General features: G+C 53.2%; 26 protein-coding genes. 4 read left to right on the plus strand and 22 right to left on the minus strand.

What is annotated here, in order from left to right:
• Positions 1-12 precede the first annotated feature (12 nt).
• Positions 13-1,401 (plus strand): TolC family outer membrane protein, encoded by a 1,389-nt coding sequence (locus ACVL1J_RS11765; protein WP_341237551.1) that lies wholly within the window; start codon positions 13-15, stop codon positions 1,399-1,401.
• On the opposite strand, the gene ACVL1J_RS11770 is transcribed toward ACVL1J_RS11765, so the two are convergent.
• Together ACVL1J_RS11770 and waaC are read right to left on the minus strand one after the other, a co-directional pair.
• On the minus strand, positions 1,395-2,675 hold the full coding sequence (locus tag ACVL1J_RS11770; RefSeq protein ID WP_491665348.1) for a 3-deoxy-D-manno-octulosonic acid transferase: 1,281 nt from the start codon (positions 2,673-2,675) through the stop codon (positions 1,395-1,397). The genes ACVL1J_RS11765 and ACVL1J_RS11770 overlap by 7 nt on opposite strands.
• Positions 2,676-2,722: 47 nt before the next feature.
• Positions 2,723-3,688 carry a lipopolysaccharide heptosyltransferase I gene (gene waaC, locus ACVL1J_RS11775; RefSeq protein ID WP_491665349.1) on the minus strand — a complete coding sequence of 322 codons (966 nt, stop codon included), beginning with the start codon at positions 3,686-3,688 and terminating at the stop codon, positions 2,723-2,725.
• An 86-nt stretch (positions 3,689-3,774) separates the two neighbouring features.
• Here waaC and ACVL1J_RS11780 point away from each other — a divergent pair, with 86 nt between their 5' ends.
• Positions 3,775-4,581 carry a glycosyltransferase family 2 protein gene (locus ACVL1J_RS11780; protein WP_341236874.1) on the plus strand — a complete coding sequence of 269 codons (807 nt, stop codon included), beginning with the start codon at positions 3,775-3,777 and terminating at the stop codon, positions 4,579-4,581.
• A 327-nt stretch (positions 4,582-4,908) separates the two neighbouring features.
• Here ACVL1J_RS11780 and ACVL1J_RS11785 read toward each other — a convergent pair whose 3' ends face one another.
• The 7 genes from ACVL1J_RS11785 to ACVL1J_RS11815 form a co-directional block, all read right to left on the minus strand.
• Positions 4,909-5,637 (minus strand): amino acid ABC transporter ATP-binding protein, encoded by a 729-nt coding sequence (locus ACVL1J_RS11785; RefSeq protein ID WP_159568946.1) that lies wholly within the window; start codon positions 5,635-5,637, stop codon positions 4,909-4,911.
• A 12-nt stretch (positions 5,638-5,649) separates the two neighbouring features.
• A complete protein-coding gene (locus ACVL1J_RS11790) occupies positions 5,650-6,336 on the minus strand; it encodes an amino acid ABC transporter permease (RefSeq protein WP_159568947.1) in 687 nt (228 codons plus the stop codon).
• Positions 6,336-7,076, minus strand: a complete 741-nt coding sequence (locus tag ACVL1J_RS11795; RefSeq protein ID WP_159568948.1) for an amino acid ABC transporter permease — start codon at positions 7,074-7,076, stop codon at positions 6,336-6,338. The genes ACVL1J_RS11790 and ACVL1J_RS11795 overlap by 1 nt, the downstream gene beginning before the upstream one ends.
• Before the next feature lie 95 nt (positions 7,077-7,171).
• Positions 7,172-8,071 (minus strand): transporter substrate-binding domain-containing protein, encoded by a 900-nt coding sequence (locus ACVL1J_RS11800; RefSeq protein WP_341236875.1) that lies wholly within the window; start codon positions 8,069-8,071, stop codon positions 7,172-7,174.
• 78 nt (positions 8,072-8,149) lie between these two features.
• Positions 8,150-9,568: an aspartate ammonia-lyase gene (gene aspA, locus ACVL1J_RS11805; protein ID WP_341236876.1), complete on the minus strand. Its 1,419-nt coding sequence runs from the start codon at positions 9,566-9,568 to the stop codon at positions 8,150-8,152.
• Positions 9,569-9,706: 138 nt separating this feature from the next.
• Entirely contained in the window at positions 9,707-10,618 is a 912-nt protein-coding gene (locus ACVL1J_RS11810) for a LysR family transcriptional regulator (RefSeq protein ID WP_341236877.1), read from the minus strand.
• Positions 10,599-12,437: an ABCB family ABC transporter ATP-binding protein/permease gene (locus ACVL1J_RS11815; protein ID WP_341236878.1), complete on the minus strand. Its 1,839-nt coding sequence runs from the start codon at positions 12,435-12,437 to the stop codon at positions 10,599-10,601. Before ACVL1J_RS11815 ends, ACVL1J_RS11810 begins: the two co-directional genes overlap by 20 nt.
• A gap of 95 nt (positions 12,438-12,532) precedes the next feature.
• On the opposite strand from ACVL1J_RS11815, the gene ACVL1J_RS11820 reads away from it, so the two are divergent.
• Positions 12,533-13,351 carry an SDR family oxidoreductase gene (locus ACVL1J_RS11820; RefSeq protein ID WP_341236879.1) on the plus strand — a complete coding sequence of 273 codons (819 nt, stop codon included), beginning with the start codon at positions 12,533-12,535 and terminating at the stop codon, positions 13,349-13,351.
• Positions 13,352-13,367: 16 nt separating this feature from the next.
• Here ACVL1J_RS11820 and ACVL1J_RS11825 read toward each other — a convergent pair whose 3' ends face one another.
• Positions 13,368-13,769 carry a hypothetical protein gene (locus ACVL1J_RS11825; RefSeq protein WP_159568954.1) on the minus strand — a complete coding sequence of 134 codons (402 nt, stop codon included), beginning with the start codon at positions 13,767-13,769 and terminating at the stop codon, positions 13,368-13,370.
• Positions 13,770-13,914: 145 nt separating this feature from the next.
• On the opposite strand from ACVL1J_RS11825, the gene ACVL1J_RS11830 reads away from it, so the two are divergent.
• Positions 13,915-14,319 carry an acyl-CoA thioesterase gene (locus tag ACVL1J_RS11830; RefSeq protein ID WP_159568955.1) on the plus strand — a complete coding sequence of 135 codons (405 nt, stop codon included), beginning with the start codon at positions 13,915-13,917 and terminating at the stop codon, positions 14,317-14,319.
• Between the two features lie 10 nt (positions 14,320-14,329).
• Here ACVL1J_RS11830 and ACVL1J_RS11835 read toward each other — a convergent pair whose 3' ends face one another.
• From ACVL1J_RS11835 to ACVL1J_RS11890, 12 genes are all read right to left on the minus strand, one after another.
• A complete protein-coding gene (locus ACVL1J_RS11835; protein WP_159568956.1) occupies positions 14,330-15,205 on the minus strand; it encodes a GntR family transcriptional regulator in 876 nt (291 codons plus the stop codon).
• A 144-nt stretch (positions 15,206-15,349) separates the two neighbouring features.
• Entirely contained in the window at positions 15,350-16,852 is a 1,503-nt protein-coding gene (locus ACVL1J_RS11840) for a tripartite tricarboxylate transporter permease (protein ID WP_341236880.1), read from the minus strand.
• A 2-nt stretch (positions 16,853-16,854) separates the two neighbouring features.
• Positions 16,855-17,307, minus strand: coding sequence for a tripartite tricarboxylate transporter TctB family protein (locus tag ACVL1J_RS11845; protein WP_341236881.1), 453 nt, complete (start codon positions 17,305-17,307; stop codon positions 16,855-16,857).
• A gap of 19 nt (positions 17,308-17,326) precedes the next feature.
• Entirely contained in the window at positions 17,327-18,256 is a 930-nt protein-coding gene (locus ACVL1J_RS11850; RefSeq protein ID WP_341236922.1) for a tripartite tricarboxylate transporter substrate binding protein BugD, read from the minus strand.
• A gap of 423 nt (positions 18,257-18,679) precedes the next feature.
• Positions 18,680-18,967 (minus strand): hypothetical protein, encoded by a 288-nt coding sequence (locus tag ACVL1J_RS11855; protein WP_159568959.1) that lies wholly within the window; start codon positions 18,965-18,967, stop codon positions 18,680-18,682.
• An 83-nt stretch (positions 18,968-19,050) separates the two neighbouring features.
• On the minus strand, positions 19,051-19,296 hold the full coding sequence (locus ACVL1J_RS11860) for a GlsB/YeaQ/YmgE family stress response membrane protein (RefSeq protein ID WP_159568960.1): 246 nt from the start codon (positions 19,294-19,296) through the stop codon (positions 19,051-19,053).
• A 49-nt stretch (positions 19,297-19,345) separates the two neighbouring features.
• Entirely contained in the window at positions 19,346-19,606 is a 261-nt protein-coding gene (locus ACVL1J_RS11865) for a putative signal transducing protein (protein WP_341236882.1), read from the minus strand.
• An 84-nt stretch (positions 19,607-19,690) separates the two neighbouring features.
• Entirely contained in the window at positions 19,691-21,256 is a 1,566-nt protein-coding gene (locus ACVL1J_RS11870) for a PQQ-dependent sugar dehydrogenase (RefSeq protein WP_341236883.1), read from the minus strand.
• Positions 21,257-21,273: 17 nt separating this feature from the next.
• Positions 21,274-22,074 (minus strand): acyl-CoA thioesterase, encoded by an 801-nt coding sequence (locus ACVL1J_RS11875; protein ID WP_159568962.1) that lies wholly within the window; start codon positions 22,072-22,074, stop codon positions 21,274-21,276.
• A 24-nt stretch (positions 22,075-22,098) separates the two neighbouring features.
• On the minus strand, positions 22,099-22,866 hold the full coding sequence (locus tag ACVL1J_RS11880) for an enoyl-CoA hydratase (RefSeq protein ID WP_159568963.1): 768 nt from the start codon (positions 22,864-22,866) through the stop codon (positions 22,099-22,101).
• Positions 22,867-22,937: 71 nt separating this feature from the next.
• Complete coding sequence (locus tag ACVL1J_RS11885) at positions 22,938-24,137, minus strand: acetyl-CoA C-acyltransferase (RefSeq protein WP_159568964.1); 1,200 nt, start codon at positions 24,135-24,137, stop codon at positions 22,938-22,940.
• A gap of 11 nt (positions 24,138-24,148) precedes the next feature.
• Positions 24,149-26,554 (minus strand): 3-hydroxyacyl-CoA dehydrogenase/enoyl-CoA hydratase family protein, encoded by a 2,406-nt coding sequence (locus ACVL1J_RS11890; protein ID WP_341236884.1) that lies wholly within the window; start codon positions 26,552-26,554, stop codon positions 24,149-24,151.
• Positions 26,555-26,613: the final 59 nt, after the last annotated feature.

Raw genomic sequence — 26,613 nt, forward strand, 5'->3', positions numbered from 1 at the left:
GACACGGGACTCATGACCCAGCCCGATCAAACCGTACCCCTGCGACACGTATCGGGCTTCAAACAGTGTTTATTAATGGCCTTGCTGGGTTTGGTGTTTGTGGGCCACGCGGCGTGGGGGCAAACAGCAGCGCCCCAAAATCTGCTCAAGTTATACAACCTGGCCAAGCAAAATGACCCCACCTTTCAGGCAGCGGCCTCGCAATTGCGGGCCGACCTTGAAACTGAAAACCAGGCTTTTTCAGCCTTGCTGCCCAACATTAATTTTGGGGCACGCATTGAAAAGCAGGACAACACCTACGATGCATTCGGCATGTCGATCGAAGCAAGCCGCAATCCCGGCACTTACAGCCTGGTACTGAATCAAGCCCTGTTTCGCCCCCAAGCCTGGGAAACTTACAAACAAAGCCAGTTGAGCGGAGAAGTCGCCAAACTGCAGTTTCAACAAGCCGAGCAAGAACTGGTTTTGCGACTGACACGCGCCTACTTTGATTTACTGACAGCGCAAAACGACCTGTCCAGTATTCGCGATCAGAAAGCAGCCATTGCCGAGCAACTGGCACTGGCCAAAGCCAATTTTGAAGTGGGCAGCGCCACTGTCACCGACCAGCAAGAAGCCCAGGCCCGGTTCGATCTGGCTGTGGCCCAAGAACTGGCCGCAGAAAACCAATTGGCGCAGCGCAAACTGCAACTGGAAACAATTGTGGGCATGCCGGTAGACAAGCTGGCCACACTTGCTCCATCAACCCAACTAAGCGCCCCATCTCCGAACACAACCGAGGCCTGGGCTGAACAGTCCCGAAACAACAATCTGATCGCGCAGCAGGCGCGACTTGCCAAACTGATCGCCAAAGGTGAAAGCAACAAAGCCAAATATGGCCACTTGCCCACCTTGGACCTGACTGCGCAAATGGTTGAAACCGAGCAGCAAATTTTTGACGGCAACACGGGGCGACCTTTTGACTTGGGCGTTGACAGCACCACCATTGGCTTGGTCATGAACATACCGATTTTTAGTGGGGGCGGCACCCAAAGCCAGGTGCGCCAGCAGGCAGCCCTGCTGGAAAAAGCAATGAACAATGTAGAACTGGCGAGCCGGAATGCCACACAGGCTGCGAAATCGGCTTTTCTGGGGGTGCAAACCAGCTTGGCCCAGGTCAAGGCATTGGAAACAGCGCTGGCCTCGAGTGAACTGGCCCTGAAATCGAATAAAACCGCCTATGAGGTGGGAGTCCGGATCAATGTCGATGTGTTAAATGCCCAGCAACAATTCAATGCCACTCAACGTGACCTGTCCAAAGCAAAGTACGCCAGCTTGATCAATATGTTGGAACTTCAGGCAGTGGCAGGGCAATTAAACGCGGAATCGGTTCAGCAGATCAATCAGCTTTTGGTTCAATAGCGGCCCTGCTTCAGTACATCGAAGCTGCGCTGGGTTGCGCCACGATGCCCCCGAGCATAGGCAAAGGCGGCTTTCTTGGCCTCGTCATTGCCCCGAAAACCACTCAGGTAAAACTCACATGCCGCCAGCAAATGCTCAAATCGGCGAGCCGCACTCGCGGCCAATGCATCGTCTGCGGCCTTGGCAAAATTGAATGTATTGGACCCCATCCACACGGGGCAACCGTAGGCGCAGGCTTCAATCAGGTTTTGCCCACCAAAAGGCAACCAGGAGCCGCCCAGCAAAGCCAGATCAGCCACGCTGTAATACGCAGGCATTTCACCCATGGAATCGCCCAACACCAGCCGCGCCTGGCCAAACCCCGCCAGTGCAATATTGCTGCCCGCATTGAACGAGGCACTTCTGCGCACTGGGCGCGCAACACCCATTCGTGTCGCGGCCTCGGCCATTAAGGCAAACACTTCATCAAAGCGCTGGGGGTGGCGCGGCACAATCCACACACTGGCTTTGGGCATGCGCTTGAAAAACTGACATCGGTTTAAGGCGTCCAGGAGCAAGGCCTCTTCACCTTCCCGGCTACTGGCAAACAACACCACTTGCTCGGCCTGGGTTGCCTCTCGCCAGACACGCCCCATTGTGGCCAGCTCGGGTTTTAGGGCCACATCAAACTTCAGGTTGCCACACACCGCGTTCACAGGTCGACCAAGGTTCTGAAAAACATTGGCGTCAGCCTGGGTTTGGGCAATCAAGGTGCCAAGGCTTTGCAACACGGGTTTACTGATCGCGCTGAATTGAGCCAATCGCTTGCCGGTGGTGGGCGAAACACGTGCATTGAGCAAGGCGGTGTGAACCCCTTCCTTGGCAGCGCCCAAGAGTAAATTGGGCCAAAGCTCGGTTTCAACCACCCAAAGTGCATGCGCCTGCACCTGCTTTAATGTGCGGGTAACCAAGTAGGGTAAATCGTAGGGCAAGTAAAAAAACCGAACATTGTTCAATGCGGAATACAGCTGCTGACAAGTGGCCAAACCGGTGGGTGTGGTGCAAGAAACAGCCCACTCGTGCTGCGGATAAACCTTGGCCCAATGCTGGACCAAAGGGGACACGGCATGGGCCTCGCCCACCGACACGGCATGCACCCAAATCCGCTTTTGCCCAGCGGGCACAGGCTTGAATTCAGGCAGGCGCGCCAAAAAACGCTGGCCCCACGCTTGCCTGTATTCGGGCTGCCGAATGCCGCGTTTGAGCAAATACAAAGCCAAAACTGGCTGAAGCAAAAAAAGAATCAGGCTGTAAAACCACAAAAAGATGCGAGCAGACACACTCAAAGTTTATTTCCCCGTAGCAAACGCGTTGCCGCTTCAAACACTTCGCCCACCGCTGGTTCTCGCCCCACATCGCCCAAACTGATGGCATGCGGGTTAAACCGTGGCGCGAATCGCCAGGCCGGCGTGGCAAAAAACAAAGCGACCATGGGTAAATAATGCGCAGCAGCCAAATGCGTTATACCGGTATCCACACCAATAACCAGGCCAGCCTTTTCAAGGCGCACGCGTAACTCGCCCAAAGCCAAGCGGGGCATGACCTCGACCCGGGAAATGCCAGCGGCTATTTTTTCCGCCTGCTGGTGCTCAGTATCGCTGCCCCAAGGCAGTTTGACCGCATAACCAAGATCAGAGAATCGATGTGCTAACTCACGCCATTTGACGATTGGCCATTTTTTTTCGTCGCGAGCGGTGGCATGTAAAAACCAGATTTCAGCACCGCGGGGAATGGCGGGAAGCACTTTTTGCGGAGCAATGTCATAGAAAACTGGTTTGCCAAGCAAACGATAACCCAACAGCCCGGCCGCCAACTCCCGCAGACGCTCCACTGCATGGGCTTGCGGATCCCACCCTGCCCGCTTCGCGTAGAAGAGGCAAGCCAGACTTTCCTTGGCATAGGAAAAACCAGGACCCATCAGGGTGCCCTTCGCGGCCCGGGCCAGGACGGCGCTTTTGATCAAACCCTGTAGGTCAATGATCGCGTCGTATTGCCTGTCTGCCAAACGGCCCCTTAGCAACTTCCATTGCTGCCAGGTGTAACGAATTCCCTGTTTGCGCCACTTGCGCAAATTAACCGGAACTACCTCGTGAACATGGCGACTGCCGCGCACCAGGTCAGCAAATGGCTCTTCGACCATCCAGTCGATCTGGACAGCAGGGTCGTGGGCGTGAATGTCATTCAAAACCGGCAAGGCATGAATGACATCTCCCATGGAAGTGGTCTTAACAATTAAGATACGCTTCATCTAGCGCTTAGGTTGATCGCAACCGCATTATTGTAAGCGGCAAGCGAGCAACCATTCCGAATCCGCTCAGCCAAGGAACGATAAATTTGAACACAGCAGCCAACAACCGCATTGCATTGTCCGCCGTGCTGATCACATTGAATGCGGGCAAACAGATTGCCGCTGCACTGGAGAGCCTGCAATTTTGCGCCGACCTTGTGGTGGTTGACTCCAACAGCAGCGACGACACAATTGACATCGCCCAGAAATTCGGTGCCCGGGTTGTGCAGCAAGGCTGGCTCGGCTTTGGCCCACAAAAGCAATTTGCGGTGGCCCAAGCCACCCACGACTGGGTGCTATGCCTGGACGCAGACGAACGCGTGACTCCCGAACTGGAGCGCAGCATTCGTGCGGTGATTCAGCAAGCTGAACATGGTCTGTTGCCAGCAGATATTGCCGGTTTTGACATGCCACGTTGCAACTTTTTCCTGGGCCGATACCTGCGCCATGGTGAAGGTTATCCCGACTACTCACGCAGACTGTTCAATCGACGTGATGCGAACTGGAGCGATGACGCAGTGCATGAAAAGGTAGAAAGTGCCTTGACCAACGTTCGCTTTGAAAAACTGGAAGGTGATTTGTTGCATGAATCAGCGGAAAGCCTTGAAAGCTATTTGACTAAACAAAACCGCTACACGAGCATCCAGGCACACGCCTTGGCGACAAGGGGCAAGTGGCCAGGCCTTGGCAAGCTGGTGTTGTCACCCGTGGTGCGCTTTATCAAGTTTTACCTGGTTCGCAAAGGCTTTCTGGATGGTTGGCCTGGCTTGGTACATATCGCGATTGGGTGCTTTAACAGCTTTATGAAATACGCAAAAACACGCGAGTTGATGCAACAGAAACGCGAGCGCTGATTGGCATGCAGCGTGCGGGAATATTATCCCAGCCCCCGAACCTTGCAAGCCCCGTTTGCTTGAAGGCCCAAAAGAGAAGGGATCATCCCTTGCTTTGGGAACCGGAGGACCAACTCGCGCTGCGCACTCAGGCAGGTCCGTCCGGGGTCCTTCGGACCATCCCAAAGCCGCGAGCTGACAAAGCATGTGGGCCTTCTTGAATCGCAAACTGCGGATTGCGCAGGTTCAGGGGCTTAGTGGGAATTCTTCTAAGATCACCGACGTTAATAGTCGGCATTGAAATAAAGTGCTGCCAGAGCACCAGCCCCGGCAGCATAAGACGCTGGATCAGTGACCCAGAATTTTTGAGAGGAACAACTGCGCGCGTTCAGAGCGCGGAGTACCAAAGAAATCTTCCTTGGTGCAGTCTTCCACGATATTGCCTTGATCCATGAAAATAACCCGGTCTGCCACCTTGCGTGCAAAGCCCATTTCATGGGTTACGCACATCATGGTCATGCCTTCATGGGCCAACTCCACCATCACATCCAGCACTTCATTCACCATTTCTGGATCCAGCGCCGAGGTGGGCTCATCGAACAACATGCAAATTGGGTCCATGGATAGGGCACGTGCAATTGCCACACGTTGCTGCTGACCCCCAGACAGTTGACCGGGAAACTTCTCTGCCTGGGCCTTCAAGCCCACGCGATCCAGCAAACCCAGGCCTTTGGCTGTGGCTTCTTCCTTGGAGCGACCCAGCACCTTGATTTGCGCGAGGGTCAGGTTCTCGGTAATGGTCAGGTGCGGAAACAACTCAAAGTTCTGAAACACCATACCCACACGTGAACGCAACTTGGGCAGATCTGTACCTTTGGCCCCCACGGAAATTCCGTCTACGGTGATAGTGCCTTCTTGAAAAGGCTCCAGCATGTTCACGGTTTTAATCAAGGTTGATTTGCCAGAACCCGATGGGCCACACACCACCACCACTTCCCCTTTTTTTACTGAGGTTGTGCAATTGGTGAGCACCTTGAAACTGCCGTACCACTTACTTACTTTATTAATTTCAATCACAGTGCTCTCCTGCTATCGAATGATTTGAGTTTTTTTCTGAAGCGCCTTCACCAGCATGGACATGCTGAAACAGATCGCCAGATAGACCAAGGCCACGAAGGTGTACATTTCAACCAAGGCGCTGTCGCGCTGTGCAATTTTCGACGCGGCCCCCAGGAAGTCAGTTACAGACAGCACATACACCAATGAAGTGTCTTGGAACAAAATAATGGTTTGAGTCAACAACACGGGAAGCATGTTGCGGAAAGCCTGCGGCAATACAATTTTCGCCATGGTCAAACGGTAATTCAAACCCAGCGCCTGTGCTGCTGCAACTTGCCCTTTCGGAATACTTTGAATACCCGCCCGCATGATCTCGCAGAAAAAAGCTGCTTCAAACATGATGAAAGTGATGTAGGCCGACCGGTCCGGACCAACTTGTGGCGGACGCTCGTAACCCATGATCGATTGCAAAACAATGGGTACCAGAAAGTAGAACCAGAAAATGACCAGAATCAATGGAATGGAACGCATCAGGTTCACGTAACCCGCTGCGATCATCGCCAATGGTTTGATGCCAGACAAACGCGCCAAAGCCAAAAGCGTGCCAAAAAAGATGCCACCCAAACAGGCCACGACGGTAAGCTGCACCGTGTAGCCAAGGCCTTGCATCAGATAGGGTAGCGACGTGCTGATTGCACTGAAGTCGAAGTCGTTCATTATTTACCCCCCGTGATGTAACCGGGCACCGCAGTTCGGCGCTCGACCATTGCCATCACCCTGTTCACGGACATTGCTACGATCACATACAACACCGTAGCGGCAATGTAGGCCTCGAAGAATGCAAAGGTGACTTCGCCCATTTCACGGGTTCTGAAGGTGAGTTCGGTCAAACCGATTGTCAGTGCCACCGAGGAGTTCTTGATCAGGTTCATGGCCTCGGATGTCATTGGCGGCACAATGATTCGATACGCCATGGGCAACAACACGAAACGATATGTTTGGCCTTCGGTCAAACCCAGGGCATAACCTGCAGCCCGTTGCCCGCGCGACAGCGACAAAATACCCGACTTGACTTGCTCAGCCACCCGCGAAGCGGTGAACAAACCGAGACAAACCACGGATGCCAAGAATTGTACGAAAGTGGGGTCTTGCTCAATCGACCATTCTTTCAGGGCCGGGATGAATTCTGGCACCACGAAATACCAGAGAAAAAATTGAACAATCAGTGGGATGTTGCGGAAAATCTCCACGTATGTGTTGCCCAGAAAAGCCAATGGCTTACTGGAGGCAGTGCGCAACACACCCATCAAAGAACCCACAGTGAAGGCAATGACGCCCGCAACTGCGGATGTGGCAAGGGTCCACAGCAGGCCGGAAAACAGCATTTCCCACCAAACCAGGGTTTCACCTTCCACGATCGGCTGAAAAAACAACAGCCAATTCAGGTCGCTATTCATTTTGGATACTCCCGAGTCAATATTCTCGGCCAATATAAGTAAAAGGCCGGCTCACGTTTGAAACGCTCAGCCGGCCCGTGACTAACTAGGGCAGATTATTTAACGCCTTTGTCGTTTGGATTCGCGAATGCTTCCTTCAACAAGGAAGACATCGGGAAATTCAGGTTCACGTTTTTCGGAGGAATGGGATTCATGAACCACTTGGTATACAGCTTTTCAGCCTCACCAGACTTGATCATGCCGTTCACGGTTTCATCGAGCAAAGCCTTGAACTGTGGATCATCCTTGCGCAGCATGATGCCATAAGGCTCTGTACGCAGAATTTCCGGCAGGAACATGAAGTCGTCAGGATTCTTGCTTTGGGCAACCAGACCGGCAATCAGAATGTCGTCCATCACGAACGCTTTGGCGCGATCGTTGGCCACCAACAAGAAGCTTTCAGCGTGATCTTTGCCGTAAATTTCTTTGAAGTTGATGTTTGCACCCTTCTCGTTTTGCTTGATCAGCTGAACGGAAGTGGTACCGGAAGTTGTCGCAATGGGCTGACCATCGAGATCGGCCAGGGATTTAATACCACTGTTTTTCTTCACGACCACTTTCACGCTGGTGATGAAGGTGCTGTTTGCAAATGAAACCTGTTCCTGACGGGCCACGGAGTTGGTGGTGGAACCACATTCCATGTCAATCGTGCCGTTTTGCAGCAAAGGAATGCGGTTTGCAGAAGTTACGGGCTGCAATTGCACATTCAAGTTCGGCATTTTCATCTTGGCTTTGACTGCCTCGACCACGTTGTTACACATGTCCATGTGGTAGCCGATGGGCTTCTGATTGTTGTCCAGGTATGAAAACGGAACAGAGGACTCACGGTAACCAACAACAATCGTTTTGGTTTCGGAAATCTTTTTCAAAGTACCCGTGAGATCTTGGGCAACTGCGGGCTGAACAGCGGCTACACTGGCCACGGCCAACGCTGCTGCGAGGAGATTCCTTTTCATTTTTGCTCCTTGAATGAAAAAAATTAAGCACGAACTGTGCACACACCCTGCGCCATACGAACCAGGTTCGTGACGGTACTAAAGTTTTATTTTCCGAGGACGGGTGAGAACCTCGGGCCTGAGTATTTCATTCAACTGCTGCTCTGACAGCAAGCCTTTTTCAAGAACAAGCTCGGAAACCTTCCGGCCGGTTTTCAATGCAGTTTTTGCAATCTCAGATGCTTGATCATAGCCTATGTAAGGGTTCAGTGAGGTGGCCAAACTGGCTGATTCCTCGACCCTTTGACGCAAAAGTGACTCATTTGCGGTAATCCCTAATACGCAATTTTTCGTGAGCGTTTTACAGGCGGCGGTTAAGTGATAAATACTCTTGAACAGACTCCATGCAATGATGGGCTCAAATGCGTTGAGTTGCAGCTGCCCTGCCTCGGCCGCCATGGTCACGGTAACGTCGTTTCCGATCACCTCAAATGCCACTTGGTTCACCACTTCCGGGATAACCGGATTAACCTTGCCCGGCATGATGGACGAACCCGCAGCACGCGGCGGCAGGTTAATTTCGTTCAGACCCGCCTGGGGGCCTGAAGACAGCAGGCGCAAATCGTTGCACATCTTGGACAACTTCACCGCCACGCGCTTGAGCACACCAGAAAGCTGTACAAATGAGCCTGTGTCCTGAGTGGCCTCGACCAGATCTGCGGCGGTAACCAGGCCCAGCTGGGTAATTTCCTCGAGGTAGTGGCGTGCACGTGCCGCGTATTCCGGGTCGGTGTTGATGCCAGTGCCAATGGCCGTAGCACCCAGATTGATCTCGGAAATCAGGCTGGTGGCTTCGCGAAGGCGAGCCATGTCTTCACCCAACATGACCGAGAACGTTGCGAACTCCTGACCCAGGGTCATGGGCACAGCGTCTTGCAACTGCGTGCGGCCAATTTTCAGGATTTTCCGGAATTCAAATGCCTTTTCGCCAAATGCCTCTTTCAGTTCTTCCATGGCCACCAGCAAGCCAGAGATGGCATTGATCAAGCCAATTTTTACGGCAGTGGGGTACACGTCGTTGGTACTTTGCGAAGCATTCACGTGCTCGATGGGGTGCACCACCTTGTAATCGCCCTTTACTCCGCCCAGTATTTCAATGGCGCGGTTGGCGATCACTTCGTTGGCATTCATGTTGGTGGAAGTGCCCGCACCGCCCTGAATAACATCCACCACAAACTGGTCGTGCAACTTGCCGGTACGAATTTCCTTGCAGGCTTGGGTAATGGCTTTGGCCAAATCAAGGGGTATGGTGTCCAGGTCGGCATTGGCCTTGGTGGCAGCCCATTTCACTGCAGCCAGTGCATTAATGAGTTCAGGCGCATTGTAGAGGGGAAAACCGGTGATTTGATAATTGTCGAGGGCACGACTGGTGTGCACACCCCAGTAGGCTTCAGCGGGAATTTTCTTCTCTCCGAGAAGATCTTTTTCCACGCGATGCTCTGAGTGCTGCTTGACCATGCCATCCCCTAACTAATTTTGAATGTGGGCCATGCTAAATCTTTAGTGCCCCGCACTCCAATACTTAATCAGCATTAAACCATGCATTTCCCGCATATCCAAAGAAACCCTAATAAGGGTTATCCACACTGAGGGGTATTAATCTGGCCAGTAATGCCAAATCAATTCGACCTGCTCATGGGCAACCGAGTTCTCGGTGTGCCGATGGATTCGACGGTACAGCCGAACTTCCATGTCAGTGAAATAAGGACCAGTAATTTTGCACAGACCAGAACCCTCGGCCACGGCACTTTCGGGCAGCCAGGCCACCCCCAAACCAGCCTCGCACATCGACTTCAGGCTTTCAGACATGTCGGTTTCGAACAGCGATTTTTTCAGAAAAAGCGGTCCCCCCTCCATGGCGATGTCTGTCATCTTTGAGAGGTAAGCATGCTTGGAATACGACAAATAAGGCACTGGCAAGGGCGCCAGGGGGTCCAGCGAATACCTGGGGCCGCCTTCAGCGTTGACAGCGCTGTAGGGCTCAAACCGCTCAACACCCAATATTCGCACCTCAAATTTGCTGGGATCAAGCTCAATCGGTTCACGGCTATGGTGGTAACACACCAAAAAATCGCTTGCACCGTCGGTGAAATAAAGCACAGCATCATGCACATTGCTTGCGGTCAGCTGAAAGCTGAGGTCGGGCAGTCGGTCGGCAAGCTTGGCTTTCAAACTGCTGACCCAGTGTGGCGCTTTGCTGCAGGCCAAGGTGTGCGGTACCACAAGCCGAATGGGTTGGCGGCTTTGTAAACTACCGCCCCGAACAATGGTGCGGGCCTGGCGGATTTGCTCGAGCATGGTGAGCGCCTGCTCGTAAAACACCTCGCCTTGAGGGCTCAGGCGTGTGGGGTATGAGCCCCGGTCGATCAGTTCGCAGCCCAACCACCCTTCTAGCGCCTGTATGCGCCGCGAAAAGGCAGGTTGTGTAACACATCTCAAGTTGGCCGCTTTTGAGAAATTCTTGGTTTGGGCCAGCGTGATGAAATCTTCAAGCCATTTGGTTTCCATGGGCAGACGCGTTGGGTTGACTGTGCTGTTGAATCAGCCACATTCGGGCGTATTCACCGTTCTTGTCAAGTAATGATTCATGGCTGCCACTTTCAATCACCTCACCCTGACTAATCACGAGGATCTGATTGGCATGAACCACTGTGCTCAAGCGATGCGCGATGATCAAGGTGGTGCGGTTGCGCGACAACATTTGCAGCTCTTGCTGAATGGCGCGTTCGGACTTGGAATCAAGCGCAGAGGTCGCCTCGTCAAAAATCAGAATCGCCGGATTTTTCAGAATCGTTCGAGCAATGGCCACTCGCTGCTTTTCGCCACCGGAAAGCTTCAAACCGCGCTCACCCACTTGGGTGTTATACCCATCGGGCTGATTCACAATGAACTCGTGAATATGGGCTGCTTTGGCGGCAGCTTCAATTTCTGCCTGGGTTGCCTCGGGCCGACCATAGGCAATGTTGTAAGCGATGGTGTCGTTGAACAGCACGGTGTCTTGAGGAACAATGCCAATGTTTTTGCGCAGCGAAATTTGCGCAATGTCCCGAATGTCTTGCCCATCGATCAGAATTGCACCGTCGGTGACTTCATAAAAACGGTACAGCAAACGCGACAATGTGGATTTACCGGCACCACTGTGCCCAACCACCGCCACTGTGTGGCCTGCTGGCACGGTGAATGACATGTTTTTAAGCACCATGCGGCGTTCATCGTACGCAAAATTTACATTGCGAAACTGGATTGCCCCACCTTTCACATGCAAGTCGGGCGCATCGGGTTTGTCCTTCACTTCCAGGTTTTCATCCATCAAACCAAACATGCGTTCAATGTCAGCCAGGGCTTGTTTGATTTCACGGTAAATCACGCCGAGAAAATTCAGCGGGATGTACAACTGGATCATGAAAGCATTGACCAACACCAGGTCGCCCAAAGTCATGGAACCGTCCAGTACACCGGCAGTGGCACGCCACAACACCAATGTAACGGCCACGGCAATAATTGCACTTTGTCCGGTGTTCAACAGGGTCAGCGACTTCTGGGATCGAATGGCAGCCTCTTGCCATGCCACCATGCTTTTGTTGTATCTCTTGGACTCAAAACGTTCGTTGCCAAAGTACTTCACGGTTTCATAATTGATCAGAGAATCGACCGCCCGCACATTGGCTTTGGAGTCGAGATCATTCATGGTGCGGCGAAAATGAAGCCGCCACTCGGTAATTTTTACGGTGAAGAATATGTACAGTGACAAAGCCACCGCAGTGATGGCGGAGAACCAGATGTCGTAGTTAATAAACAAATAGCCAACCACCAAAACAATTTCAATCAGCGTGGGCAAGATGCTGTACAGGGTGTAGCTGACCAGGCTGGAAATGGCCCGGGACCCCCGCTCGATATCACGGGTCACACCACCGGTTTGCCTGTTCAGGTGAAAACGCAGGGACAGCGCATGCAAATAGTCAAACACCTGTATGGCAATGGCACGAACCGCATTTTGGGTGACCCGTGCAAATAAAAACTCGCGCAGCTCAGTGAATACGGTGGTGGATAGCCGCAACAAACCATAGGCCACCAACAGCACAATTGGCATGGAAGCGGCCGCCAGCAGGGCATTGCTTTGTAACAACGGGGTTAGTGCGTCAATGATTTCCTTGAGCACCAAGGGCACGCCCATATTGGCCACTTTGGCCAGCACCAAACAGGCAATGGCAAAAATAACCCGCCATTTGTATTCCCAAAGGTAGGGCAAAAGCTGGGCAATGGTGCCCCAGTCGCTTCGTTTTCGGGGTCTTGGCGGGGCGGACTCCACCGGTGCGGTTCTGCGCATGCGATACTTCTCGGTACAAAAATAATAGGCGATGTGGGCAATGCTACCACCCGCCTTGCCGAACAGGTTACACACCACGCAGGAGACAAATTCAAATGGCTAGTATTCAAAACAAAGTGATTGTAATTACCGGTGCATCCGAGGGCATTGGTGCCGCCTTGGCAATTCAGTTGGCCCCCGGCAACAAGCTGGTTTTGGCCGCACGCCGCCTTGAAAAATTGCAAGAAGTGGGCAAACAGGTTGAAGCCGCTGGAGGACAGGTCCATTGCGTGGCCTGCGACGTGATGGAACAGGATCAGTGCGAAAACCTGGTGGAAGAATCGGTGAAAGCCTTTGGTGGCATTGACATGATTGTGAACAATGCCGGGGTTTCAATGCACGCCTGGTTCGAGGACATTACCGATTTGAGCACTTTCGAGCGCTTGTTCCGCGTGAATGTCATGAGCATGGTGTGGATTACCCACAAGGCCCTGCCCCACATCAAGAAATCCAAAGGGTTGATTGTCGGCGTTTCAAGCCTGGCAGGCAAAACAGGTGTGCCAGCCCGCACCACCTATTGCACCAGCAAGTTCGCCATGAGCGGTTTTATGGAAGCACTGCGCATTGAACTGATGGGCACGGGTGTAGACGTGTGCGCCATTTTCCCGGGCGTGGTTGACACTGAAATTCGTCGCAACGGACTGAACCCCAATGGCCAACGTGCCGGGGTGTCTGGCCTGCGCGAGAAAGGCGCCATGACCGTTGAACAGTGCGTCAATGAAATAGTGGACGCCATGGCCGAGCGCAAACGCGAATGGGTGATGACAGCCAAGGGCCGCCTGGGCTTGAAGCTAAAGCCTTTCGTACCGGCTGTGATCGACAAAATGGCCAAAGACGCGCTGGACGATGAACACGGCGGAAAACAATCTGCTTGATTGAATTCGCGTGGCGTCAGGCACCAAATAAAATAACAGCCTGAACCACGCCCGCCACCAAAGCCAGCGCCAAGGCAACACCCAGCACAGTCACAGCTTTTCTGTTGGCTTCAATTTGTGCGACCAGTTGGGTGTTCTGGCTCGCCAATTCCTTGATCACTTCAGCGGACTGAACCACTTGGGTCTGCAAATCTGAAATTGTTTGCTCAGCGGCATGCAAGCGGTGCTCCAGTTTCTCGACCGCCTCGGGGTCGCTGGCCAAAATAACATCGCTTACTTCGCTGCCTGTTTCATCGTAGACCTTTTTCTTGGACACGCTGTTCCACAGCTTGACTGCACCGTCTGCCACTTTCGGCGCATTTTTGATCACTTCGCCCCAAGGCACCATTTGCAACACTGTTACCCAACCTGCCGGCATTGTTCCCTCAATTCATGGACTCACTAAAGCACCATTATCGTCGGTTTCACGAATTCGGGTTGGTAGCGTGCACCTAGAATGAAATGCGGACTCTAGGCGCTCGGCGTTACAATTGTGACCCGAACCAACAACAAAGCACCTGCACATGACCACACCCAAGCCAATTTTGCTGCCAGTTGACCGTGAACCCGTGATTCGGGTGATTCCAATGCCCAAAGACTCCAATGCGTCGGGTGACGTATTTGGCGGCTGGATTATGGCGCAGGTGGACTTGGCGGGTTCAGTGCCCGCCACAGCACATGCCAAAGGCAGGATAGTCACCGTGGCGGTGAACGAATTCATTTTCAAAGAACCCGTGTTTGTGGGCGATTTGTGCAGCTTTTACGCCGAGGTGGTCAAGGTTGGCAGAACTTCCATGCAGATTTACGTGGAAGTTTTTGCCCAGCGCCGCTTGAAACCCGATGATGTGGCCAAGGTGACAGAGGCCTATGTGACTTATGTTGCAGTGGACGAGAATCGAAATTCTCGGCCTGTGGATCCGCTGAAATAAGGCGTTCGCCTTAGAAGTGAGTGAGGTCCTGTTGATGCATCTCGAATGCGAACTCGACCTCGTTCACGTGCTGCCATGAGCTTTGGCCCTTGGCCTGTTTGCGCGACAACTCAATGCGGTAATCGTAGCGATCAGGGCGATACAGGCCTTTGAGTACTTGCACGGGCCTGCCGTTTTCATCGTAAGCCACCCTTGAAATGGCCAGCAACGGAGCGCCCACTGGCACACCCAAAGCATAGGCCACAGACGCATCGGCCAGACGCGCAGAAATGGTTTGCCGGGCTTTGGCGACCTTAACGCCCGCTTCTTCCAGCAGGACCAGAATGGGAAACTCGCGCAGCCGTCGGCGACAAATTCGACCTGACAGATCCTGAGGGATAAAACTGGTGAGGTGCGCCACGGGCTGGCCATCAAGCTGACGAATGCGGATAAGCTTTTCAACAATCGCGTCGCTTGGCAGGTGCAGCAGTGTTGCAATGTCGGGGGGAGGCAGAATTCGTTTCGATGTGATGAGCTGCAAATCGGAAGAGTCACCACTGGCTTGCAAACGCATGGCCGAAGCACTCAGCAACTGGCTTTGCCCCACCGAGGAATTGCGAGACTCGGTGCGCGGCTTTACAAAGGTGCCCTTGCCACGCCCCCGTGCGACCAAGCCCTCTTTGACCAGGTCTTGCAGTGCGCGACGCATGGTAACCCTGGAGACGTTGAATTGCTCAGCCAAAACCAACTCACCAGGCAAAGGCTTGGTGTCGTAGTGGCCTTCGATAATCCGCTCGCGCAAGATCAGGTAAATTTGGTGGTATAGAGGAACAACTTGATTCGGGTCTAGTTTGCTGTCACCGAAATTGGATTCTTCTTGAGAGGCGGAGGGAAACTGACTATCCATTCGTACTGTCCAAATGCTTCAGAGCTACGATTGGATAATACAACACAATGCAACACAATTCATACTGTATGCACGCCTGAAAGACACAAGGGCCACTGAAACAACGCTTCAATGGCCCTTGGGCAACAACATATTTGAAAAAACTTATTCCTCGTGGAATGCCTCTTCGCGCTTCTTGCGAATGGAAGGCATGAACACCACGATCAAGGCAATTGCTGCAATGGCCAGCATGGTTGCACTGATTGGTCGTGTCACAAGCACCGAGAAATCACCACGCGAGAGCAACAAGGCCCTGCGCAGGTACTCTTCCATCATTGGGCCAAGAATGAAGCCGAGCAACAAGGGCGCGGGCTCACACTTTAGCTTGGAGAAGATATAACCCAACACCCCGAAACCGGCCAGTAGATACACATCAAACAACTTGTTGCCCAAACTGAACACGCCGATGCAGCAGAACACGAGAATCATCGGGTACAAGAAGTGGTAAGGCACGGAAATCATTTTGACCCAGATGCCGATTAAAGGCAGGTTCAAAATCACGAGGAACAGGTTGCCGATCCACATGGACACAATAATGCCCCAGAACAAGCCGGGTTGCTCGGTCATGACCGCCGGCCCCGGAGTAATGCCCTGAATGATCATGGCGCCGATCATCAAGGCCATGACTGGATTGGACGGAATGCCCAGCGTGAGCAAAGGGATAAAGGAAGTTTGCGCACCCGCATTGTTGGCGGACTCTGGACCCGCAACACCTTCGATCGCCCCTTTGCCGAAACGCTCTGGCGTTTTCGAGATTTTCTTTTCAATGGAGTAAGAAGCAAACGAAGCCAACATGGCACCACCACCAGGCAAAATTCCCAGCAATGAACCGAGCCCGGTGCCACGGACGATTGGCCACGCCATGCGCTTGAGATCGTCTTTGTTGGGCATCAAACCCTCGACCTTGCTGACCATTGCAGAGCGCAGGTGCTCTTCTTCGAGGTTCTTGATGATTTCACCAAGACCGAACATGCCCATGGCCAAAATCACGAAGTTGATGCCTTCAGCCATGTAGGGTGTGTCGAAGGTGTAACGCTCCATGCCGGAGTTCACGTCAGTACCCGCCATGCCCAGCAACAAACCCAGCACGATCATGCCGAATGCTTGCAACAGGGAACCGCTGGCCAGCACCACTGAGGCCACCAGACCAACCACCATCAGTGAAAAATATTCAGCTGCACCAAATTGCAAGGCAATGTCAGCCAAAGGTGGCGCAAACAATGCCAGCAAAACGGTTGCGAAAGTCCCGGCAACGAAAGAGCCGATTGCAGCCGTAGCCAAGGCTTTGCCCGCCTTGCCCTGACGAGCCATTTGATAACCATCCAGCGCGGTAACCACCGACGAGGATTCGCCTGGCAGGTTAACAAGAATGGCTGTTGTGGAGCCGCCATACTGCGCGCCATAGTAAATACCAGACAGCATGATGAGTGATGACACTGGCGGCAAGCCAAAGGTGATTGGCAACAACATGGCAATGGTTGCCGTGGGGCCCAAGCCGGGTAGCACGCCAATTGCAGTGCCCAGAAAAACACCGATCAGGCAGAACAACAGGTTATGGATCGTGAAGGCTGTTTCAAGACCCAGTGAAAGATTAGCGAGAAGTTCCATGATTACATTCCAAACCAAGACCCAAAAATGGGCAGCGGAATACCCAAACCTTTGACAAACACAAGGCTACAAAAAATAGCTGCGCCAAAAGCGATACCCAGGGTGAACTTCCAATTGAAGAATTTGCTGGCCATTGCAGAAATACCAAATAGCGTCATCACCGCAATTGCCAAACCTGCGCCTTCCACCAGCAAGGCAAATGCAATGATGGAGACAGTCACATAAATAATTTTTGCAAAAGGAAAACCTTCAAGAGGTTCACCTTGAACAAAGAAAGAACGAATGAGTGAAGCGGTTCCGATCAATATGAGCAAACCACTGAGCACTTTGGGGAAATAACCGGGGCCCATGCTGATGGCTGCGCCCATTTCATAGTCAGCAGCCATGTACAAAGCTGCTGCACCGATAATCAGGTACAGCAGCCCGGCCCAAAAGTCACGTAAATCTTTTGGCATTTTGAGTCTCAGTTATTGATCAGTCAGCGTACTGACCAGCTTTGTCGATGATTGGCTTCCAGCGTGCAATTTCTGCATCCAGATGCTTGCGATGTGCTGCAGGCGTGGCTCGCTCGGCGCTCACTGGCTCAGTTCCCAATTCGGCAAAACGGGAAATCACGTTGGGGTCTTTCAGCGCAACATTCAGTGCTTTGTTCAAACGGTCAATGATGGGCTTGGGTGTGCCTTTGGGCGCATACAAACCGTGCCAAACGGCCACTTCAAAGCCTGGCAAACCGGCTTTGTCCAGCGTTGGCAAGTCGGACAATGAAGCCACTGGAGTTTTGGTGGTGACTGCATAACCCTTGATTTTTCCGCCCTTGATTTGGCTGGTCGTGTTGGTGGTTTGGTCACACATAAAGTCAACCTGACCGCCCAACAAATCATTCATGGCTGGGCCTGTGCCCTTGTAAGGTACTGTTGTAAGGTCTACACCCACAGCAGTCTGGAACAACATGCCGCACAGGTGCGAAGCTGAACCGATACCTGCGTTGGCGTAAGTTACTTTGTCTTTGTTGGTTTTGATGTAAGCCAAGAGCTCTTGCATGTTTTTGGCAGGCATGTTGCCGCGAGCCACAATGGTCATGGGCACATCGGTAACCAAGCCAATGGTTTCGAAATCAGAAGAAGCGTTGTAAGACAATTTGCGGTACAGCGACGGCGCTGTGGATTGACCAATGTGATGCAGGAAAACATTGTAACCATCGGGTGCAGAGCGTGCTGCTTTGCCAGCTGCCAGCGTACCGCCAGCACCACCCAGGTTTTCAACAATCACTTGCTGACCAAGGTCTTTGGACATGGACTGTGCGATCAGACGACCAACCGTGTCAGTTGGGCCACCCGCTGCAAACGGAATCAGCATGGTGATGACTTTGGATGGGTAAGCATCTTGTGCCTGAACAGAACCCATCAAGCCCAACAGGGCCACTGCCAATACGGATTTAATCGATTTCTTCACGGAACTCTCCTTGTGATTGGTATCAGAATGTCAACTGCGAAAGCTGTTTTTCTTATTGAATTTCCACACATATTTGCGCAGGTGGATGGAGTATCAGCATGCCCGTGATGCGCAGCAATTGTGGTTTTCCATATACGCAGAAACCGCAGCATTAGGCAATCTGGGGGAAGTTTCAATCAAATAATGCAAGGCGACAAACACCACCAATCGATTAAGATTTACTAAGTGAATCAATAAAGAAACTTAAACGAATATTTTTGAGCTTTTTGCGGGAAGGTCTTTAGCCAATCGATACGACTTCGATTGGAAAAAATAAATTGACGGTTCGGCCAGAATGAGACCGAACGAGCGGGGAAGCATGAAGTTCAGCAGAGTTTATTTTTTGGCCTGACCCGCCAACCATTCATTCAAGGCTGTGGCCACCACCTGATTAACCCCTTCTTCTTGGCTGACTGCATATTCGCGCAGGCGACTCACCAGTTCCGCAGGCAGCCTGTAATTGACCGGCACCAGCTTGCTTGCAGGAATGTCCGCTGCGCGTTCGCGCTTGTTGGATGAGGCCTTGGCGGCTTGACCAAAGCGATCTGGCAGACTCTCTGATTTAAGTGAGCCATCAAGTTTTTTGGCCATGTTTTTGGCCATGTCGGTGGATTTGAGCGCCATGAGGATCCTTCTTTAGGCTGGGCAGGTCGGGCTCGCAGTATAGCGCCAAACCAGACTGCCCAGTTGATCAACTTCGGACTCGCTTACGCCCTTTTTACGAGGCGAATCAACATGAGAAGGACAATTGCACCAATTGTGGCTACAACAATGCTGCCGATCAGGCCACTTCCGCCAGACACTCCGAAAAAATTGAACAGGAAGCCGCCGAGGAAAGCGCCAACTACACCCACCACCAGGTCACCGACCAGTCCGAATCCACCGCCTCGGACGAGTTGTCCAGCAAGCCAGCCGGCGATCAGCCCCACGATTAGAAATACCAATAAACTCATACGATTTCTCCTTGGATGAACAGGGCCATCCCCGTTCGAGTGAACTGAGTCAGGCCAACTTGGTCTGAGTTGAAACGAAATCGGAATTGATTAGAATCTGGGCTGACGCGTCGTATTCGGCAATCAATGTGCAGGCCAAATCAAAATCCTCTGGCGCGACAAACACATTGGCGAACCCGCTGGGGCAAAGATCACCCACAGCACCTTGCAAAAAATGTCCCCCGACGTAAGTCTGGATGTCGCATGCGTTTAACATGCCTGCGACGATGTGCGCCTCAATGATGTTGCCGGCTTTGAATACAATCTTCATGGCGTTTCCCCTTACCTCCCAGACTAGCCTAAAAAAGCGTTACTGGGTGATAAGACGTTGCCTGCATCGTTGTGGGAATTGGGCTTACCGGGCACTCACGCGAAGCACCTTGCCGTCCGAGCTGTCGGTCAGCAGATAGATGGCGCCGTCCGGACCGGTGCGAATGTCACGAAAACGGGCACCGACCTCTTTGAACAACACTTCTTCCTCCGAAGCCTTGTTGCCTTTCAAGACCACACGGCTGACCTGTTGTGCCTTCAATGCGCCCACCAGCAAGTTGCCTTTCCACTGGGGAAACATATCGCCGTTGTAAACAGTCATGCCAGAGGGTGCAATGGACGGCACCCAATAAATTGCAGGTTGTTGGGTTCCTTCGTATTCTTTGAAGGGTGAAATTTGTGCGCCGGTGTAATCAATGCCATAGGTGGCTTTGGGCCAACCGTAATTGGTGCCGGGGGTGATCACATTCACCTCGTCGCCACCACGTGGGCCATGCTCATGCGCAATCAAGCGCTTGTTGGCTGTGTCGTAGGCCAGCCCCTGCACATTGCGGTGACCATAGCTGTAAATTTCGGGCCGTGCGCCTTGCTTGCCCACGAAAGGATTGTCCTTGGGCACCGAACCATCGGCATTGATACGAACAATTTTTCCAAGGTGGTTCGACAGGTTCTGCGCTTCTTCGCGGTAGCTGTAGCCGTCACCCAGCGTCACAATCAATGTGTTATCGGGTAGCCAGGCCATGCGACCACCGTAATGCGCACTGCCGGACTTGGCCATTTGGGAGCGGAAAATTTCTTTCACGTTCTCGAGACTATTGGTGCCGAGCTTTGCACTGGAGACACAAAGATGGTTTGCACTGCGGGTGCCGCAGGCATAGCTCAGGAAAATTTGCTGGTTTTGCGCGAAATCACTGGCAGGCAACACGTCGAACAAACCTGCCTGCCCGCTGTAAAACACCTGTGGTACGCCATCCAATGGTTTGCTCATTGCTTTGCCGTCTGCCCCGACCAAGCGCAACTGGCCTGGCTTTTCCGTGATCAATGCACGACCATCCGGCAAAAACGCCATGGACCAGGGACTATCCAAGCCATCAACAAAGGTTTCGATCTTGTAAGACTTACCTGCTTGAGCAAGCACATCGCCGGGCGGCAATGCAAAACCTGCAACCAACAAGACAGCCAAAGCCGGGCCTGCCGACAACTTGCGAGTCGATAATTTCGAGAACAAGGCACCCGACACTGCAGCGGCAGCAAGCATGGAGAGCATGCCGCCAGCGGTGCGGGTGGATGAAATCAGTATTGGCATTGGTGCAATCATGTCGACCACTTTAAAAGTTACCCACAGGCCCAAGGCAGCACCGAACACACACCAAAAAGTATGCCATGCAGTGCCGGTGAAGCGCGTAAACAGCAATGCGACGACCTGAGACACCGCAAAACTACACCCGAAAATGACCGCATAAACCGGCGAGAAGTTCCCAAGATCATGAATTGTGGTGTGAAGGCGGGTATCCAACGGAATACTGACACCCAGGTTTTGCAAGGCATTCAAATTGATTTGAGACTGGACCAGTGTGCCCAGTACAGAACCCACCAACCAGACCAAAAGCCAAACCAGGACAATGGAGAACCGTTTGTTTGTGTGACTCACGAATGCGCTTCCTGCAATCAACCGTAAACCGCCACCACCTGATAGCCCAGCGAGGCCAATTCGCCATTCGGAGTCCACAGCTTGGCACTTTGATTCACGTAACCGTCAGCACCTGCTTTGGTTTCCATGTCGATTTGGAACCAACCTTCGCTGTCGATGTTGGCGGGCATGGGCGGCAATTCAAGCGACCAGCTCACAGAGCTGGCCATGACGGGCCCTTTGAAGTGACTTAAGCATGGCGTGGGTGGGCCATCACTGAGCATCACAATCAGTACTTCCGGACTGAGATTTTTGTCGGTGGCGCGAATGTAAATGCCACTTTCCCAAAAGGGTGTGCCCATGTAAGGAATGCTGCCCACTGCCCAGCGCATTTCAACATGCTGCAAAAAGTTGGGCGTAATTTTGGGAATGAAGGGCAAGGCAGGAATGTTTTCAACCGCCTTGGGAAGCGGCTTGTGCTCGGGTGTCAACACTGGCAGTGCTGTTTCACGCGGAGCACCGAACACGCCGACCACGAGGCCAGCCAGTGTTTCGTCGCTGTAAATTTCACATTGCACCTGACTGACACTTTTGCCTTGCCGAAGCAGTCGCGTGCGGTACACCACATCACCGGCGGGTACGGGGCCCACAAAGTTGGTTTGCAAGGCACGCAATGGCATGTCAATGCCCAGGGTGTCGCGCATGGCCACCACAGCCAATGCGGACAAAAAGCCACCAAACATGGTACGGCCCTGCATCCAGTCTTCCGTGGCCTGGAAGGTGACGGTGTCACCACTCAAGCGGCGGCTGGATAAAATTTCGGAGAGTGCGACGGTCATGCTGGGCCCTTGGTGCTTATTGAATTAATGTTCGAATTGCTTGAAATTGGGAGCGCGTTTTTCGCCAAACGCTTTGAATGCCTCTTGCGCTGGCGCTTGCGGAATCATGCTCATGAACAAGTGCCCTTCTTCGGCCATTTTTTCTGAAATGGCAGCCTTGGTCACCGACTTCATCAGGCGCTTGGTGGTCAACAAACTGGTCAGTGGCAAGTCGAGCAGTTTTTTCACTTGCGCCTGCACGTGTGCATCCAGTGTTTCCGGTTCAAGTACGTCGGAAACAATGCCGGTGTCGTAGGCTTTCAATGCAGTGAATAGATCGCCGAGCAGCAGCAATTCAGCGGCTTTCTGATAGCCCGCGGAAATGGGCAGCAAAAGGCTCGATGCCGCTTCAGGGCACAAACCCAGTTTTACGAAAGGCATGGAAAATTTTGCCGTGCTTGCAGCGTAGACCAAGTCGCAGTGCAACAGTACGGTGGTGCCAATGCCAATGGCCAAACCTTGAACCTGCGCCACCACGGGCTTGGGGAACATGGAGATCATGCGCAGGAAACGGAACACGGGTGCATCAAGATCGGTCGGTGGGTTGTTCAAGAAATCGCCAAGATCGTTGCCTGCGGAAAAGCAGCCTTCATGCCCTTTAAGCAACACCACTTTTACGCCACTGCTGTGGGTGGCATCACGAAACGCATCGGCCAGCGCGGTGTACATGGCGTTGGTGAATGAGTTTTTACGCTCGGGCCGATTGATGGTGATGGTCATCAGCCCGTTGCTGATTTCTGTTTGAATGTCCACTGCCGTATTCCCTGTCAGTTAAAAAAACGGGTGAAGGTTTGCACCCACACCCGCTTTTGTTCGCGCTGAAATTACACGCGTTCGAAGATGCCTGCTGCACCCATGCCGGTGCCGATACACATGGTGACCATACCGTATTTCAGGTTGTGTCTGCGCAGTGCATGCACCACAGTGGCTGCACGAATTGCACCGGTTGCGCCCAGCGGGTGGCCCAAGGCGATCGCACCGCCCATGGGGTTCACCTTGCTTGGGTCCAGTTCCAGGTCTTTCATCACGGCCAGCGATTGTGCGGCAAACGCTTCGTTCAATTCAAACCAGTCGATGTCGCTGGTTTTCAAACCAGCTGTTTTCAACACGGCAGGAATTGCTTCCTTGGGGCCAATGCCCATGATTTCCGGGGGTACACCGCGCACCGCAAAACCACGCCACTTGGCCAGCGGAGTCAGGTTGTAGCGCTTCACAGCTTCTTCAGAAGCCAGAATCAGTGCGCCTGCGCCGTCGCTCATCTGCGAGCTGTTACCGGCTGTTACAGAGCCTTTGGCAGCAAACACGGGGCGCAGTTTGGTGAGGCCTTCGATGGACGAGTCGGCACGGGGGCCTTCGTCCAGCTTCACTTCTTTGCTGGAAGTTTTGATTTCACCAGTGGCCAAATCGGGCGTGGCTTTGACCACGGTGAAGGGTGTAATTTCGTCGTTGAACTCGCCAGCCTGTTGGGCTGCGATTGCCTTTTTGTGGCTATTCAGTGCGAACTCGTCTTGCGCGTCGCGGCTAATACCCCACTGCTGCGCAACCTTTTCAGCGGTCATGCCCATGCCATACGCAATGCCCAGGTTCTCGTCTTTCTGGAAAATCGCATTGTTGAAGCTGGGCTTGTTGCCGCTCATGGGCACCATGCTCATGCTTTCTGCACCGGCAGCGATCATGACTTCAGCTTCGCCCATGGCGATTGCATTGGCGGCCATGGAAACAGCCGTGATACCAGATGCGCAGAAGCGGTTGATGGTAACGCCACCCACGGTGTTGGGCAGGCCTGCCAGCAACACAGCGATACGGGCCATGTTCATGCCCTGCTCGCCTTCGGGGAATGCACAACCTACGATTGCATCGTTGATTGAAGCGGGGTCGAGCGTGGGCACCTGGGCCATGGCGCTGGCAATGGCGTGCACCAGCAGGTCATCGGGGCGGGTGTCTTTGAACATGCCGCGTGGAGCCTTGCCGATTGGTGTGCGCGTTGCTGCGACGATGTAAACATCTTTACAAGTTTGAGCCATGTTTGCTCTCCTTAGTTACGTACGGGTTTGCCGGTTTGCAGCATGCCCATGATTCGTTCTTGTGTCTTGGGGTTGTCGAGCAACTTCACGAAGTGCTTGCGTTCCAGATTCAGGAACCACTCTTCATCCACCAAGGAGCCAGTTTCAATTTCGCCACCACACACCACTTCGGCGATGACACAGCCCAAGTGGAAGTCGTAGGCGGAGATGAAACCACCGTCGCGCATGTTGACCAGTTGCGCCTTGATTGTGGCGTAACCAGACTTGCCAGCGGCGGGCACACCCTTGATTTTGTGGGGTGGGCGATAGCCGCCATCGAACATGGCGCGTGCACGTGAAATTGCGACGTACAGCAGTTCATGGCTGTTGAAGACGATGGTGTCGGATTCCTTGATAAAGCCCAGGTCGCGACATTCCATGGCCGATGTGCCCACCTTGGCAGTGGCAGCGGTCATGAAGCCGTCTTTCAGGAAAGCCAATACGTCGGCAGAACCCGCTTTTTGAGCAGCCAGGCCAGCGTTTACAGCGATCTCTTTCAAACCACCACCGCCGGGAATCAGACCAACGCCCACTTCCACCAGACCCATGTAGCTTTCCAGGTTTGCAACACGTGCAGCACAGTGAATTGCGAATTCACACCCACCACCCAAAGCCAAGCCGGTTACGGCGGCCACGGTTGGAACTTGTGCGTATTTCAGTGCGGCTGTGCCCTTCTGGAATTCTGCAACCATGGGTTCGATGGCCTTGCCACCGCCTTGCATGAATGCGGGCAACATGGCCTGCAAATCGGCACCTGCGGAGAAGGGTTCATCCGGGCTCCACAACACCAAACCTTTGTAGCTTTTCTCAGCCAAGGCAATGGCTTCGTGGGTGCCGGTGATGACATCGGGGCCAATGGCGTGCATTTTTGTTTTGATGGACAAAACAAGCACGTCGTCATGGCCGGGTGCTGTCCAAATGCGAACCGCATCGTTTTCTTTGATTGTAGTGCCGCCGTTGTGACCAGTGACTGTTGTTTCGCCCAATACTTTGGCGCGGAAAACTTGGCGCTGGTACACAGGCAAATCTTTGCGGGGCACGAAGGAATTCGAGGCTGGGCTGAATGCACCAGCTGTGCTGTACACGCCGCCGTTGTCTGCCACTGGTCCTTCAAAAACCCAAGCTGGCAACGGTGCATTGCACAGTGCTTCGCCTGCATCAATGTCCGCTTTTACCCATTCAGCAACCTGTTTCCAGCCTGCGGCTTGCCAGGTTTCGAATGGACCTTCTGTCCAGCCATAACCCCAGCGCAGCGAGAAGTCCACTTCACGTGCGGTGTCGGCAATTTCGTTCAAGTGGAAGGCGATGTAGTGGAATGCATCGCGGAAAATGGCCCACAGGAATTTGGCTTGCGGGTGCTCGGAAGCGCGCAGTGCAGCCATGCGCTCGGCCACGTTGCGGTTTTTCAAGATCTTCAACACGGCTTCGTCGGCCTTGCCTTCAGAAGGTACGTAGCCGCTGGTGCTTGCATCAAACACCATGATCTGCTTGCCTTCTTTCTTGAAGAAGCCACCTTTGGTTTTCTGGCCCAGTGCGCCTTTTTCAACCAGGGTTTTTAACACGGCGGGTGTAGCGTAGCTGGGTGCAAACGGGTCGTTAGGCAATGTGTTTTGCATGGTTGCAATCACGTGGCCCATGGTGTCCAGGCCAACCACGTCGGCGGTGCGGAATGTGGCTGATTTAGCGCGGCCCAGTTTGGAACCAGTCAGTTGATCAACGATGTCGAATGGAATGCCGTACTTCTGTGCCTCGGCCATCGTGGCCAGCATGCCGGCGACACCCACGCGGTTGGCCACAAAGTTGGGTGTGTCTTTCGCAGTAATAATGCCCTTACCCAGTGTGGTGGTCAGGAATGTTTCCAGATTGTCCAGAATATCCTGGCGTGTGGTGCTCAATGGAATGAGTTCGCACAGGTGCATGTAACGGGGCGGGTTGAAGAAGTGAACACCACAGAAACGGGCTTTCAGATCGGCATCAAACCCTTCGCTCAGCTTGGAAATGCTCAAGCCCGATGTATTGGTTGCAAAAATTGCAGTCGCGTTGATGTGCGGCGCCACTTTTTTGTACAGGTCGTGTTTCCAGTCCATGCGTTCGGCAATGGCTTCGATCACCAAATCGCAACCCTGCAACAACTCCAGGTGCTCTTCGTAGTTGGCGGCTTGCACGTATTGCGCAACATCTTTCGCGCCAAATGGGGCGGGCTTCAGCTTGGTCAGGTTCAAAATGGCTCTGTCAACGATGCCATTCTTGGGGCCTTCCTTGGCGGGCAGGTCGAACAGCACCACGGGTACTTTGGCATTGGCACAGTGGGCAGCAATTTGAGCACCCATCACGCCAGCGCCGAGCACGGCGACTTTGCGAACGATGAAATTGGACACGCGTGTCTCCTTCGAGTTAATTGGTTTGAACGCCCGTGGTAATTAAACACCACGGGGTA

This window comes from Limnobacter sp. G6BE5S (assembly GCF_058448965.1).

What these genes read in the sequence shown, in the direction of transcription:
- ACVL1J_RS11765 (WP_341237551.1), top strand. Translation starts at nt 13, where the DNA reads ATGACCCAGCCCGATCAAACCGTACCCCTGCGACACGTATCGGGCTTC.
- waaC (WP_491665349.1), bottom strand. Translation starts at nt 3,688, where the DNA reads ATGAAGCGTATCTTAATTGTTAAGACCACTTCCATGGGAGATGTCATT.
- ACVL1J_RS11790 (WP_159568947.1), bottom strand. Translation starts at nt 6,336, where the DNA reads ATGAACGACTTCGACTTCAGTGCAATCAGCACGTCGCTACCCTATCTG.
- ACVL1J_RS11795 (WP_159568948.1), bottom strand. Translation starts at nt 7,076, where the DNA reads ATGAATAGCGACCTGAATTGGCTGTTGTTTTTTCAGCCGATCGTGGAA.
- ACVL1J_RS11800 (WP_341236875.1), bottom strand. Translation starts at nt 8,071, where the DNA reads ATGAAAAGGAATCTCCTCGCAGCAGCGTTGGCCGTGGCCAGTGTAGCC.
- aspA (WP_341236876.1), bottom strand. Translation starts at nt 9,568, where the DNA reads ATGGTCAAGCAGCACTCAGAGCATCGCGTGGAAAAAGATCTTCTCGGA.
- ACVL1J_RS11810 (WP_341236877.1), bottom strand. Translation starts at nt 10,618, where the DNA reads ATGGAAACCAAATGGCTTGAAGATTTCATCACGCTGGCCCAAACCAAG.
- ACVL1J_RS11815 (WP_341236878.1), bottom strand. Translation starts at nt 12,437, where the DNA reads ATGCGCAGAACCGCACCGGTGGAGTCCGCCCCGCCAAGACCCCGAAAA.
- ACVL1J_RS11820 (WP_341236879.1), top strand. Translation starts at nt 12,533, where the DNA reads ATGGCTAGTATTCAAAACAAAGTGATTGTAATTACCGGTGCATCCGAG.
- ACVL1J_RS11825 (WP_159568954.1), bottom strand. Translation starts at nt 13,769, where the DNA reads ATGCCGGCAGGTTGGGTAACAGTGTTGCAAATGGTGCCTTGGGGCGAA.
- ACVL1J_RS11830 (WP_159568955.1), top strand. Translation starts at nt 13,915, where the DNA reads ATGACCACACCCAAGCCAATTTTGCTGCCAGTTGACCGTGAACCCGTG.
- ACVL1J_RS11835 (WP_159568956.1), bottom strand. Translation starts at nt 15,205, where the DNA reads ATGGATAGTCAGTTTCCCTCCGCCTCTCAAGAAGAATCCAATTTCGGT.
- ACVL1J_RS11840 (WP_341236880.1), bottom strand. Translation starts at nt 16,852, where the DNA reads ATGGAACTTCTCGCTAATCTTTCACTGGGTCTTGAAACAGCCTTCACG.
- ACVL1J_RS11845 (WP_341236881.1), bottom strand. Translation starts at nt 17,307, where the DNA reads ATGCCAAAAGATTTACGTGACTTTTGGGCCGGGCTGCTGTACCTGATT.
- ACVL1J_RS11850 (WP_341236922.1), bottom strand. Translation starts at nt 18,256, where the DNA reads ATGGGTTCTGTTCAGGCACAAGATGCTTACCCATCCAAAGTCATCACC.
- ACVL1J_RS11855 (WP_159568959.1), bottom strand. Translation starts at nt 18,967, where the DNA reads ATGGCGCTCAAATCCACCGACATGGCCAAAAACATGGCCAAAAAACTT.
- ACVL1J_RS11860 (WP_159568960.1), bottom strand. Translation starts at nt 19,296, where the DNA reads ATGAGTTTATTGGTATTTCTAATCGTGGGGCTGATCGCCGGCTGGCTT.
- ACVL1J_RS11865 (WP_341236882.1), bottom strand. Translation starts at nt 19,606, where the DNA reads ATGAAGATTGTATTCAAAGCCGGCAACATCATTGAGGCGCACATCGTC.
- ACVL1J_RS11875 (WP_159568962.1), bottom strand. Translation starts at nt 22,074, where the DNA reads ATGACCGTCGCACTCTCCGAAATTTTATCCAGCCGCCGCTTGAGTGGT.
- ACVL1J_RS11885 (WP_159568964.1), bottom strand. Translation starts at nt 24,137, where the DNA reads ATGGCTCAAACTTGTAAAGATGTTTACATCGTCGCAGCAACGCGCACA.